General features: G+C 36.4%; 13 protein-coding genes. 4 read left to right on the forward strand and 9 right to left on the reverse strand.

All coding sequences use genetic code 11. The features are described from left to right. Positions 1 to 13: 13 nt before the first annotated feature. Together dnaN and IEV35_RS13755 are read right to left on the reverse strand one after the other, a co-directional pair. On the reverse strand, positions 14 to 1,144 hold the full coding sequence (gene dnaN, locus IEV35_RS13750; RefSeq protein WP_188385239.1) for a DNA polymerase III subunit beta: 1,131 nt from the start codon (positions 1,142 to 1,144) through the stop codon (positions 14 to 16). 244 nt (positions 1,145 to 1,388) lie between these two features. Beyond that, the gene (locus tag IEV35_RS13755) at positions 1,389 to 2,180 is read right to left on the reverse strand and encodes an RDD family protein (protein WP_188385240.1); all 792 of its coding nucleotides are present in this window, start codon (positions 2,178 to 2,180) and stop codon (positions 1,389 to 1,391) included. Between the two features lie 79 nt (positions 2,181 to 2,259). On the opposite strand from IEV35_RS13755, the gene IEV35_RS13760 reads away from it, so the two are divergent. Beyond that, positions 2,260 to 3,237, forward strand: a complete 978-nt coding sequence (locus tag IEV35_RS13760) for a stage II sporulation protein M (RefSeq protein WP_188385241.1) — start codon at positions 2,260 to 2,262, stop codon at positions 3,235 to 3,237. On the opposite strand, the gene IEV35_RS13765 is transcribed toward IEV35_RS13760, so the two are convergent. Genes IEV35_RS13765 through IEV35_RS13790 form a run of 6 tightly spaced genes read right to left on the reverse strand, consistent with a single transcriptional unit; the run spans position 3,218 to position 8,987 of the window. Further along, on the reverse strand, positions 3,218 to 4,519 hold the full coding sequence (locus tag IEV35_RS13765; protein ID WP_188385321.1) for a DUF58 domain-containing protein: 1,302 nt from the start codon (positions 4,517 to 4,519) through the stop codon (positions 3,218 to 3,220). The genes IEV35_RS13760 and IEV35_RS13765 overlap by 20 nt on opposite strands. A 7-nt stretch (positions 4,520 to 4,526) precedes the next feature. Further along, a complete protein-coding gene (locus tag IEV35_RS13770; RefSeq protein WP_188385242.1) occupies positions 4,527 to 5,456 on the reverse strand; it encodes an AAA family ATPase in 930 nt (309 codons plus the stop codon). Continuing rightward, complete coding sequence (locus IEV35_RS13775; protein ID WP_188385243.1) at positions 5,453 to 6,571, reverse strand: DUF4350 domain-containing protein; 1,119 nt, start codon at positions 6,569 to 6,571, stop codon at positions 5,453 to 5,455. The genes IEV35_RS13770 and IEV35_RS13775 overlap by 4 nt, the downstream gene beginning before the upstream one ends. Further along, the gene (locus IEV35_RS13780) at positions 6,568 to 7,233 is read right to left on the reverse strand and encodes a DUF4129 domain-containing protein (protein ID WP_188385244.1); all 666 of its coding nucleotides are present in this window, start codon (positions 7,231 to 7,233) and stop codon (positions 6,568 to 6,570) included. Before IEV35_RS13780 ends, IEV35_RS13775 begins: the two co-directional genes overlap by 4 nt. A gap of 20 nt (positions 7,234 to 7,253) precedes the next feature. Further along, entirely contained in the window at positions 7,254 to 8,168 is a 915-nt protein-coding gene (locus IEV35_RS13785; RefSeq protein WP_188385245.1) for a hypothetical protein, read from the reverse strand. A 42-nt stretch (positions 8,169 to 8,210) separates the two neighbouring features. Continuing rightward, entirely contained in the window at positions 8,211 to 8,987 is a 777-nt protein-coding gene (locus IEV35_RS13790) for a 3-hydroxybutyrate dehydrogenase (protein ID WP_188385246.1), read from the reverse strand. Positions 8,988 to 9,167: 180 nt separating this feature from the next. On the opposite strand from IEV35_RS13790, the gene IEV35_RS13795 reads away from it, so the two are divergent. Then, positions 9,168 to 10,004 (forward strand): N-acetylmuramoyl-L-alanine amidase family protein, encoded by an 837-nt coding sequence (locus IEV35_RS13795; RefSeq protein ID WP_188385247.1) that lies wholly within the window; start codon positions 9,168 to 9,170, stop codon positions 10,002 to 10,004. An 18-nt stretch (positions 10,005 to 10,022) separates the two neighbouring features. Here IEV35_RS13795 and IEV35_RS13800 read toward each other — a convergent pair whose 3' ends face one another. Further along, complete coding sequence (locus IEV35_RS13800; RefSeq protein ID WP_188385248.1) at positions 10,023 to 10,493, reverse strand: GyrI-like domain-containing protein; 471 nt, start codon at positions 10,491 to 10,493, stop codon at positions 10,023 to 10,025. Between the two features lie 119 nt (positions 10,494 to 10,612). Between IEV35_RS13800 and IEV35_RS13805 the strand changes: the two genes are divergently transcribed. Together IEV35_RS13805 and IEV35_RS13810 are read left to right on the forward strand one after the other, a co-directional pair. Then, on the forward strand, positions 10,613 to 11,854 hold the full coding sequence (locus IEV35_RS13805; RefSeq protein WP_188385249.1) for a hypothetical protein: 1,242 nt from the start codon (positions 10,613 to 10,615) through the stop codon (positions 11,852 to 11,854). A 321-nt stretch (positions 11,855 to 12,175) separates the two neighbouring features. Continuing rightward, a complete protein-coding gene (locus tag IEV35_RS13810) occupies positions 12,176 to 12,934 on the forward strand; it encodes a TerC family protein (RefSeq protein WP_188385250.1) in 759 nt (252 codons plus the stop codon). Positions 12,935 to 12,952: the final 18 nt, after the last annotated feature.

The following is a 12,952-nucleotide window of genomic DNA, read 5'->3' on the forward strand; positions in this document are numbered from 1 at the left end:
AAATCCCCTTCTTTTAATATGTCCTTACAGGTGAGATAAGTTGTACATGTGTGTCATCACCAATTGGATGAATTAAAATCGGTCTCATTGAACCATTAAAACATAGTTGTACTTCGTTTGTCTTTATTGCTTTTAAAGCTTCTATCATAAAACTACCATTTATTGTAACACTTAGCTCTTCTTCACCAGAGATATCTTTCATGTACTGTTTTTCTTTTATCTGTCCCATTTCTGAATGTCTAGAGGAGATTACTAATTTTTGATTCTCATCTATTTCGAATTTTATATTGTTATTTCTCCATTCACTCGCAAAAACAGTCGCTCGATCAATCCCTTCTAACAACTGCTTCGTATTCATAGTAACAATTGTATTTGGTTGCTGAGAAATTAGCCCTGATATATTAGGGTAATTGCCTTCAATCAATCTCGAGTAAAAAGATAATGTATCCGATTTACAAACAATCGTTGTGTTTGTCGCAATAATAACTATATCTGTTGTATATGTACCGAATAACTTAATAAGTTCACTTACTGAAGAACTTGGTACGATAAAGGATTCATTTACATTTGTATTTACTTTCTTTCTTTTCAAGGATAATCGATGAGAGTTTGTAGCAATACAAGTTAGAAGACCTTGTTGAAACGAAAAATTCACCCCTGTTAGCACTGGATTCGTTTCATGGTTAGAAGCAGCAAAAACCGTTTGCTTTAACATATCAATCAAATCGTTACTAGTAATTGTAACTATTGTATTTGCATTATTGTCCGGAAGTGATGGGTATTCCGCCTGATTTAAACCACTCATTTTAGTGACAATTTCACCGGATTGGATAATAACTGTTTGGTTCTCATCCGCTTTAAAGTATATATCTTTCGGTAATTTCTTAATAATTTCCGTTAAATACTTGGCAGAAAGAACAACACTTCCTGTTTCTATAATATCTAATCTAGCAACCTCATTATTTTCTACTGGAACAATTCTCTCAATGATAAAATCTGAATTACTTCCTGTTACGATTAAACGATCTAGCTTTGCTTCTATCTTTATTCCAGTTAAAATGGGGATTGCTGTTTTGGAAGATACTGCATGACTTACTTCTGTGATTGCCTTTTTAAGAATACTATGATCTATTTTAAATTCCATACGGATCTCCTTTTGGCTTCATCTATCTTTTATGCTTTATTTCATTCGAAATGCCTATGATGGGTTCTGTCATTTACAATTCATACCAAATTTTCTTTCCCAATGTGCATGAAAGTGCTCCTCATATACTTTTCATCTAATTTTCCTTCCAAAACGTTCATGAGAGAGCTCCTCATTTACTTTTCCAACCCAATTTCAAACCAAAACGTCTATGAATAAGCAAACCCCCCCGCCTGAACATCATTCAAAACTCAAACTCCCATTCATCCCGTGCAATTAAATACAGAGTAAGTAGTATATTCTCCAGTTCTAAATTGTCTTTGCCCCCTACATCTATGCCAAGTTTCGGTAGTAACTTATAAGAAAGTCGGGTTGTAAGTAATCCTCTTTCCTGGGGCTTCATATTTAAGAACTTTTCACTGTAAATGCGAAGAAGTTGCCATTCCTTTTCTCCGAGTTGCCTTCGTGTCAATTCATCTAATGGCAAACTATCTTTCGTTAATCCTCTCTTAGCTATTTCTTTATCCAATTTGGACATTCCTATCTTTTTCGCCCTTCGCTCATGGACTACAATCGTACCAGCTACAATATCACCTAACCGCTTATGTTTCGAATGAAAGAAGACGAATAGCATACCAACAAAGTAACCTACTGGAAGCATGTCAATAATTCGTAGTAGATTCCGAATTAAGCTAGAAAGCAGTGTCGTACTATGTCCATTTTCTTGTATAACCCGAATTCCAATCAGCTTCTTACCAACGGTTCTTCCACCAAAAAAGTATTCTGCGATAAAGAAATAACCCCAGTTAATGAGGAAAATAATAACAGTCGCAATAGCAATTGGAGCCCATGAGCCGGAATAAAAAAATAAGTCTGCTAGATTGATAAATAGAAATAATAAATAAATGATTAGATTGGCTGCTAGTATTAGTAATTGATCTATAATCATTGCTGCAGATCGACTACCTAGACCAGCTACCTGATACTGTAAAGACACATACTCTGGAGTTTTAATTTCAACTTGTGCTTGATTCATTTCTCATCCCCCTGTTGATGTTTCACTATTCTATCAACTATAATGAAACAAAGAGCAACCTTGAAAGAAGGTTATCATAGTGGATATCAAACAATTTATTAAGCTCCATCGAGATGAATGGAGACAGTTGGAACAGTACATAAGTTTATTAAGTAAAAGTAAGAAAAATATCACCTATGAAAATCTAACGGAATTTAGCAATTTATATGAAAAGGCAACACAACATTTATCTTACAGCCAAACTTATTTTCCTAATGAAGAAGTGACTAGTTATCTTAATGAACTAGTTGGTAAATCTCATAATCTACTATATAAGAACCAATTAACGAGCTGGACTCAAGTAAGGAATTTTTTCACTCGGACATTTATTGGGCTCTTATTAGAACAATGGAAGTTTGTTGTTATAGCTATGTTTTTATTCATTCTTGGAGGGCTAGCAGGTTTTTTTGCTATTTATAATGACCCACTCCATATCTATTCTGTACTTCCTTCCGATATTTCACAAAATGTTGACCCAGCCCGTCTTGGTGAAGGACATGATGCTATTGACTCATCCCTTATGTCAGCTGAGATTATGACGAACAATACTCAAGTAGCTATTCTTGCCTTTGCAAGTGGGATTACGTTTGGTATTTTAACCGTCTACTTACTAGTATTTAATGGACTATTAGTAGGCGCATTAGCCGGACTGTTTTGGCATAGTAATATGACGTATGAATTTTGGGCATATATTGTTCCTCATGGCCTGGTTGAATTGACCGCCATCTTTATCGCGGGTGGAGCTGGTTTATTAATGGGGTACAAATTATTTTCCCCTGGCCCATACACACGAAGCTATCAATTAAAAGTTTGCGGGAAACGATCTGTTCTTTTATTTCTTGGTACCGTTCCCCTCTTTATCATTGCAGGAATTATCGAAGGTTTCATTACCCCAGCAGCTATTTCGTTAGAAGCTAAATATGCTGTTGCTGGAATTACAGTCATTGGGATGATTGCATACGTAATAATAGGGAAAGTATTACTCAGCCAAAGGAAAGCTACAGCAAACCTTGATTAATAACTTGAATGTAATGGGAGACAGCCGCCGTCGCTAACCTGTCTTCCTTTGCTTCCACTAATAAGAAGCCTTGTTTTTCCCACTTTATTCGTTGCTTCTTTTTATGGATGATTTCCTGTTGAGCAACTCCTTTTATCACTGCCTTTTTTATATCGATAGGCTCTTGCCTAGCACGACTTCGTAATAACTCATCTTCCACCGTAACTAATAACAATAAATGCCGTTTTTTAATCCCTTCAAAATATGCTAATGTTCGATTCTCCTGAAGAAATGTTTTTGTATCACTAAATAGCAACATTAAACTCCGCTTCTTCTGTGCTGCCTGAACATATTGTAATGCAGCGAGATAATTAGATTCTGATGGATCAACTTGGAGATTATAAACAGCATCTACTATTTTATGTAGATGAGTTATCCCTTTTTCTGGAGGTAAAAACACAGATACTTGTTTAGAAAATGCAATGACCCCAACATAATCTCCATTATTTAATGCAGCTGCTGCAACCGTTAGTGCTGCCTCAATGGCCTTTTCCAATCGATTGCCATGTTTTAATTCGGCTCCCATCATTCGACCGCAATCAATAAGTAGCATGACATGTTTCCCATGCTCTGGTTCGAATTCATTTGTCATGACTGTTTGTAATTTTGCCGTTTGTCGCCAATTTATTTTTCTTGGGTCATCCCCCACTACATAGCTACGAATTTGGGCAAACTCTCCAACTCCAGTTTTCCTTTTTCGAACTTTGACTCCTTCATGCATTAAATATTTCTGAGCATCTTCGAGATAGTTTTTCGTTTCGGATAAATCTGGTAAAACACGAACATTAAAACTATCATGAACCGCCGTTTGTTTTTCCCAAAGTCCAAATTTACTAGAGTACCTTGCGTACAGTTTATCTAGCTTGTAATCTCCTCGAACAGGGGCACACAATTCATAGCTTATTCGAACTCCTTCTTCCGCTTCCACTTGACTCATAAGTGGGAAGCGTGCTTGAAAAGATTGAGGTAAACCATCCATTAATGTTACCTGACATGGCAGCTTAGATTGGTTATTTACAAGTATGGTTGCCAAGTATGGTAACCCTCTTTCCAATTGACTTGGCATTTGACGCTGTAACGTAATCTCACTTCTCTTTGGGATAAATAATAAATCGATTAGACTAGCACTAAAAATGAGTCCATTCAGTAAAAATATTTGGAGCCAAGAAACTCCAATTACAGTTAACACCATCATTACGAACGAAAAGCAGGCAAAGATAACGATTAACTTCCTCGTTGGCACAATTCCTCTATCTAGGAACAGGAACCTGCCCCACAAGTTCTTCAATAACTTGGTCAATATTCACTCCCTCCAATTCCAAGTAAGGAGATAGTTGGATACGGTGGCGTAGTGCAGGCTGTGCAATAACCTTCACATCATCTGGAGTGACATAATCACGTCCAGATATATATGCCCAAGCACGAGCTACTTTTCCAATTGCAATGGCAGCACGGGTACTAGCCCCATACCGTATAGACTCCGTTTCTCTAGTCTTGCGAACAATTTGAACGATATAAGATGACATCTCATCACTGATTGTTACTGCCTCAATCTCTTTACGAATGGAGAGAAACGTTTCTATATCTAAGACTGACCCCATTTCGTTCCATAGAACGGATGGATAAAGGACATTTCTTAACACCTCTATCTCCTCTTGTACCGAAGGAAAGTCAATGTACAGCTTTAGTAAAAATCGATCTTGCTGTGCTTCAGGGAGTGGATATGTCCCTTCAAATTCAATTGGGTTTTGTGTTGCAACAACAAAGAATACTTCTGGAAGAAGATATGTTTCCCCTTGAATAGTTACTTGTTTTTCTTCCATAGCTTCAAGTAGTGCTGCTTGCGTTTTCGCTGGAGTACGATTAATCTCATCAGCTAACACTACATTGGCAAAAATGGGCCCTTTTAACGTCTCAAAGACCCCGTTTTTCATATTGTATATCGTACTACCAGTTATATCACTCGGTAATAAGTCTGGAGTAAATTGGATTCGTTGAAAGTCTCCACCTAGTAAACTTGCTAATGTTTTCACCATTTGTGTTTTACCAGTTCCAGGTACACCTTCTAGAAGCACATGACCACCTGCTATTATTGCTGAAAGAAGTAAACGCAGATTATTAGTTTGTCCAAGAATACGAGTTTCATAGTTTTCCATTAATGTATTAATTTCTGTTCTCATTCTTCCACCTCATTCCGTAAACGATCAATACGATTTGCCCATAATACATACTCCTGTTTACTAATGTTTGATTTAGTTAATACATCTTCTATTCCATGGATTAGCGTGGAAACTTCTTCCTCACTCATTTTCTTTACTTTAAATGAAAGCTGATTGTGTAACAATCTCCATTCTTTTTCATATGGTATACCCCATTTTTCTCTAAGTAGCATTTTTACGTAATCGGCTTGGGTCTTTAGAGAATCATTATAAAGCTTACCTTTTTCATACCATGCTGCAAGTGATGTAATATGTTCATCACTGAAACGAACATAAGATTCTCTAGGAGTTCGAATTGGTCCGAACCGCTTTCCACGATATAATAGCCATAACAGCGTAAGGATAATTAATTGTAAGCCCAAAACAAGCAACCATTTCGGATATATTTCTGTAACATTAGCTAATTGTGAGGATTGATGTGAATACTCATCAAACCATACAACTGTTGGCTCTTCTTCCATCAAATTGAAAACTAAAGATAAATGATCTGCTTCTAATATAAATTGGTTCGTTATCCAGTCTGGCGAGTTTACCGCAATTAACTGACCTGCACCGTATTCTCGTTTAATTGCAATTACTCCTTGTTCATCCTGGAGTAGCACCTGATCCTCTTCGTTAGGAATAATTCGCATTCCAGATAAAATTAATGCTTCCCACTCTTTTTCAAGCCAATCTGTTACACGAACAGTTTCCCCTTCATCTAGTGCGAATTCCGTATGGAGTTGAAACATCCCTTCCACATTACGCTTCAACAATAGAATAGTATTACCAGCTTCCATAAAAGTGATATAATCATCCATTGTCACTTGGCTATCTACTAAATTTGGTTCCACCATCAGTAGTAATTGATTTTCTTCTTGATTCAGTTGACTTGGGCTATCCCCTAATCGCTTAACCGAATCTAATTCACTCTCCAAATAAGTAAAAAATGCTTTTACTCCTGTCGGTGAAGGAGAATGAGATGCAAATGGTCGATATTCCTTTGGTTGGTTAGATTCCAACATAACACTAAGTCCAATAAAGATAACGAGTAAAACAATGATCCAAATCCAGGTTTTATTAGCTGATTTTTTCATTCATTATCGCCCCCCAAACCATTAACTAAATCACTCTCGGGTGGCGTTTCAATTAAGTGCAATACGGTTTGTTTGTATTGTTGATAAGAATGAACTTCTACACGTTGTTCTCCATAGACAACTGCATCAAATTGATTTGCTAGTTTATAAAATTCAATTGCTGTTTGTCGGTTCACTTTGGTTAGCTCGGTATAATAATCTGTATTTGTTTTCCAAATCCTCGTCTCAATAAACCCTTTTTCACGGAAAAACAATAGTAAAGCTAGAAATAGGTGACGAGTTGCATTTTGTAAGTTTTCTTTTTCTTCTTCACCTTTTGCTTTCTTTATATGGTCGTCATATGTCCAATCTTTCTCATGTGTTCTAAACAGTTCAGTAGTGTCTTTATAATGATGTTTTCTTCGGTAGTATCTTATAACAAGGAAAATGGCCAAGAACACTGCGATAAGAACAACAATGGAAACAATCACAACTACTGCACTAGCAAGACCACTTGAAGGAGTGATAGAACCAAATAAAGTTTCAAATAGTTCCATAAACCATTCCTTAACGGAGTCCCACCATCTTTGCAGAAAATTTCGGTTGTCTTCATAATAGAGTTGATATTCACGCGTATTTACAATTTGATCTATCTTTTCTCTTGCTCGGTCGATATCGATCATTATCATCACCTACGTAGGGGTTAGGAATTAATAGAATCATAGTTTTCAATCATTTCCATTAAGTCATCCCCATCATTTCGTAACTTTAAATCAAAATAAATTAATCCGTATCCAACTGAAAAAAACATTCTCGTAATAATCGTAGAAATACTGAGTAGAACCGAATATAAAACGCTATACCCGAATATAGAAATTAGTACAAAATCAAGTATTACACTAATAATAATCGTAATGGCCCCAATGACAACGAATAATCCAAATGTTCTCCAAAAGTTCCCTCTCGTTAAGTTCCAACTTCTCTCTAAACCTGGTGCAACACGTTCAAACACTACCGCTGGTAAATATAATCCCCAACGTGTAAGTAGAAAAGCAATGACACAGCCTACTGCAAGAAATAGGATAATTACCGGAAAGATACCCATCATTGGGTTCATCATGAGACTTGCTAACATAAATACAGAAATAACTAAGACAGGGATAAAGATAAGTGCAAAAATAATGACACGAAACAATAATGCACTACCAAAGATTGGCCAAAAACGAGCGAAAGCCTTTTTAATTAAAGTGCTTGCTGTAAAGTGTTCTTCTTTTCGAATTGCATCAATTCCATACAAGATTGCCGCTTGGGCAATTGGATAAAAAATGACAGAAATAAAACCTACTAGTAATACACCGAAATCTTGTGCGAGTGATGTCGGTGTATATGCGGATTCATTAATTGTATTATATAGTTGTTCCCAGACGGTTTCGCCACCTGCCACATCACGTATAAGTTCTGTACCAGTCAACATCGCAATAAGTGCCTCAATTAAAATAACAGGTGAAACAACGATTAATGTAATGAGAAAAAAGGTAGAGAAATGGTTTTTACTAATACGAAATGTTTGATCTAAGATTTGTCCAAAACTCTTCGGCCTTGAAAAATGCTCTTTCATTTACTCAATCCTCCTTTTGGGGACAGTCCTCAATTAAATTAATTACTGTGCAGTATATCCGCCATCTAGTACAACTGCTTGACCGGTTAATCCTTTTGCTTTATCACTTGCTAAAAAGACAACATAATCAGCAATCTCTTGGACATCAAGTAATCGTTTTTGTGGTACAAGTGGATAGATTACTTCTTCTAATACTTGTTCGAGTTCGACATTACGAGTTTTAGCTAGATCTTCTAATTGGTTTCGTACAAGCGGCGTGTCAACATATCCAGGACATATCGCATTAACAGTAATCCCTGCCTCTGCTCCTTCTAAAGCAGCTACTTTAGTAAGTCCAATTAACCCGTGCTTGGCACTATTGTAAGCAGCCTTCCCAGCAAAACCAATAAGACCATTGATGGATGCCATGTTTATAATCCGGCCATTACGTTGATTTTTCATAATTGGAAATGCATGTTTTGTCGCAATAAATGGTCCAACTAACATAATTTTTGTCATCTTCTCAAACACTTCCGTTGGAAACTCCTCAATATTAGCAACATGCTGCATCCCTGCATTATTAATTAGAACATCCAGTTTACCGTACGTTTCCACCGTATGGTTGATTGCCGTTTCAATTGCTTGTTCATTTGTAACATCACAAAGACAACCAGAAACGTTATAACCTAATTTTACTAAGCTATTTACCGATTCAGCTAAAGCAGCTTCATTCATATCTGTTAACATTACTTTTGCGCCAAGTCGTGCAAATTCTTTACCAATAGCAAATCCAATGCCACTAGCTGCCCCAGTTATAAACACAACTTTATTTTCGACCATATGTACCGCCTCCTATTTTCATCATATTCTCACGTAGCTGTTTTATATGTAATATCCTTATCTTTATACATTTCGACAATGTTTGGTGTATTCCTGCCATAATGGATAGGAAAAATAATGGTTTAAAATTACTGCTTTAAGGAGAATCTGACATTGTAATACTTTTTTAAGGAGCATCACATGAATTACATCAAACTCATTTTCTGTTTTTCAGCATTTCTAATACCTATTTTTTTATTTTATTCAGCTTCATCGGCACATCCTGGACAAACATTTGAAGTGAATGTCGATTGGTTACCAATACTTAAGTCACCGACTGACTCAGCAGAGATTGTAGGAAATTTAAAGCGTGGGGACAAAGTAACTGCTTTTAAGGAACAAGCTGGTTGGTTACAAACGTATTATCAAGGAAGAGAAGTTTGGGTCTTATCAAAGCATCTATTGCCAATGGAGGAACAGGAAACGTTTCTTATTGAAGGGCTATTAGTTGGGTATACAATTATTATTGACCCTGGCCATGGAGGGAAGGATCCGGGAGCGATTGGAAGTAATGGAGTACTAGAAAAAGATCTCATCCTTAACTCATCTTTAAAAATTGCAGAGACGCTGAGGCAAGCTGGAGCGAATGTAATATTAACTAGGGAAGATGATTCTTTTGTTTCTTTAAAGAATCGCGTACTAATAGGAAATAAACATAATACGAGTGCCTTTATTAGTATCCATTATAATGCCTTTTCAGAAAGCTACGTTGGAGGGTTTAGTACATTTTATAATCAATCTGGTAAAGACTTGGCTCACCATATTCAAACTGCACTAGCAGCTGAAATCCCCCTTCGTAATCGTGGAATTTCTCCTGGAAGCTTTACCGTTCTCCATGAGAGTAATTTTCCTGCTATTCTTCTTGAACTTGGTTTTATAACCAATGCCAGTGAGGTTGCCACACTACAAACAGAGTCATACCAAGAACAGGTTGCTAGAGCAATTACGATTGGGCTTATTGAATATTTCTGGGATTGAAGCTTGGGGAGTTATGCCTCAAGCTTTCACCGGAATATGGATCGTTAATCTTGGTCGTTCTTGTATTGGGTGGTAATCAGCAGGGTAGATTTCTAGATGGTTTACATTAATTTCATTGTTCAATTCATATCCATTTTCTTTAATCCAATGATAAACATTTGTGTAAGTTTCACTTATGTCCTCTTCTGCTCGATGCTCTACAGTTACATAAGTCAATGCGGGTACTTCTATTTCATACATCCCTACTGGCACATCGGCTAAATTAGTTGTTTTACAACATATGTAATAAGTAAATCCTTCCTTCGTTACATCATAGGAAATGCCTATAATCGAGTTTTTCTCTACTTCACTTTCAGCAAAAACGTGTATATTTTCACGGAATGTCTGCATAAGTTCTCGAATTTCACCAGCATTAGCTCCTTGAAATGATCCTTTCCACATAACCCCAACAGCTTTAAAACCCGGTACTTGCTTCATTGTAATATTCATGCACTATACCTCCTTATATTCACAATAAACTATCTCAAGTCCCATGGTAAAGTACATTTTATTAAAAAAGTAGAACCTTTGTTATAATGAAATGGAAACTGACAAAGTGAGGTATCCTAATGAACGAAAATATACAAGAAATAGCGAGTTCCTTACAAGAAAAATACGGACTAGACGAATATTTGCTAAAAAGAAGCCATCTTCACTATGAATTAACACTAGATAATCAAACAAATTATATTCTTTCTTTAGAGTGGTTCCTAAAAGATACTACAGAAGAAGAGGAGAATTTTAATCCAGCTGGTTCTTGTGTCATGGATATCGATTTCCACACGAAAGCCATTAGACGGATTATTTTTGTTAATGATGTGTCTTACGCTAAAGAAGGGATTTTTCCTTCCTCTGATATAGAAAATGTCATTGAATGGATTGAAGAATTAACGGATATGATGTTTGGTAGACAATTTAAGCTTGTCCAAGAAGAAGATACTGATTTCTATTTCGAGGCTACAGTAGATAATATGGAAGTTGCCCCAACAGGTAGTATTAAAGTTTCTTTTAATGATAAGGACCAATTAACTGAGTTCTCTATTGATGGAGTTTTTCCAGAAGAAACCGAAATTGATTGGGAACCATTTTCTCTAACAAAAGAGGATCTACTTGATGAAATTAGCCAACATTTATCATTAGTAGAGACACCAATTGAAGCAGATGAGAAGTGGGTATATTTGTGGAATATTGATACTTTTTACATACGTAATGATAAATCTACCCTTATTTTTCCTGAAGCAATTTATAATATGTCGACATATATAGAGCAAGATTCTTCTTTACAATGGGAAAATCCGTCCGAGAAAGAGTACTCTTTGGAAGAAGTTGATTTTTCTACAGAGATAACTTTGGAGGAAGCAATTAACAAGATCAGTACACCACCACTGACAGAAGAGGAGATACAAGCTAGTACTGAATTAACAAGAGAGTTTGTCAGTAAGCATTATCCAAGTGATTCAGGAAAATGGAAACTCACTGGCATGTATCCAGAAAAAAACTATATCATTACAGAAGTCCAAAAAGATTCTCCAACAGTCTTTAACCATAAATTTAAAGTAATTATTAATCGCAAAAATGGCACTGTTGCAAACTACTGGGATAGCAAGTATATTTTTGATATGTTCCAATCCTACGAAAAATCAGCTGAGGCGAAATTAACAAAAGAAGAAGCACTTGAAAAAATTCTTCCAAAAGTTAATATTACGCCAGTATACGTAAAAACAGCAGAATCCGAGTACTATCAATTATGTGCGAAAGTTGACTGTGATTATGTCGTACAAGCGATAACTGGGGAAGTTCTAATTCCATAAATTACAATTGGGATGGGTACCAATCTTAGTATAAATGACAAGTAGTAAATCAAACTATACATAGGTAAGGGCACTCACCCAAACAAGTGACAAACTATTGACACAACCTCCAAATAGTGATTTAATTATTATATAATTTCAAAGGGGAGTAGCTTTAACAGTTATGTCGTCATTTCAGAGTAGTAGTACTCTCGGCATATCTGGCAACCCATCGGTGTTGTTAGCAAGACCTTTGCCAATTGTGGTAAAGGTCTATACTTTTTTAGAGGCCTTTACCACGTGGTAAAAGCCTCTATTTTTTATGTTGAAGGGAGAAAACAAATGGAATCAATTTGGTTAGAGTACGCCTGGACCTTACTAATTCTAATCGGGCTAGAAGGGATCTTGTCTGCTGACAACGCTCTTGTCTTAGCAGTAATCGCGAAACATTTACCAGACGATCAGAAAAAGAGAGCAATTAATTATGGTATATTAATGGCATTTGCATTCCGCTTTGCCGCACTATTTGCCATTTCATTCATAGCTAATGTATGGCAAGTACAAGCTATTGGTGCAGCATATTTAATTTATTTAGGATTAAAACATGTTATACAAGATACATTTAGTAAGAAAGATGCGAAAGAGGATCTTAAAGAAGAAGCTGCCGGCAAAGGCTTTTGGCCAACAGTTGCTAAAATCGGCTTAGCAGATCTCGCTTTCGCAATCGATTCAATCCTTGCTGCGGTAGCACTAGCTATTGTACTTCCTGAAACAGGACTTGGTCACTTTGGTGGCATGGATACTGGTCAGTTCTTCATCGTTGTATTAGCTGGTATTGCCGGGTTAATACTAATCAAGTTTGCAGCAGGTTGGTTTGTCCAACTTCTTGATAAACGTCCAGGTCTAGAAACAACTGCTTACTTAATTGTTGCATGGGTTGGGGTAAAATTAGCAGTCATCACATTAAGTCATGACAAAGTCGGTATATTGCCACATGATTTCCCACATAGCACAGGGTGGACAATTGCATTCTGGGTAATCCTACTTGGAATTGCTGTATTTGGATGGATTTTATCAGGAAGAACAGCTAAAAAGAATTAAGAAACTTTGGAAGAAGAC

Source organism: Ornithinibacillus halotolerans (genome assembly GCF_014637405.1).
Lineage (GTDB): Bacteria > Bacillota > Bacilli > Bacillales > Amphibacillaceae > Ornithinibacillus > Ornithinibacillus halotolerans.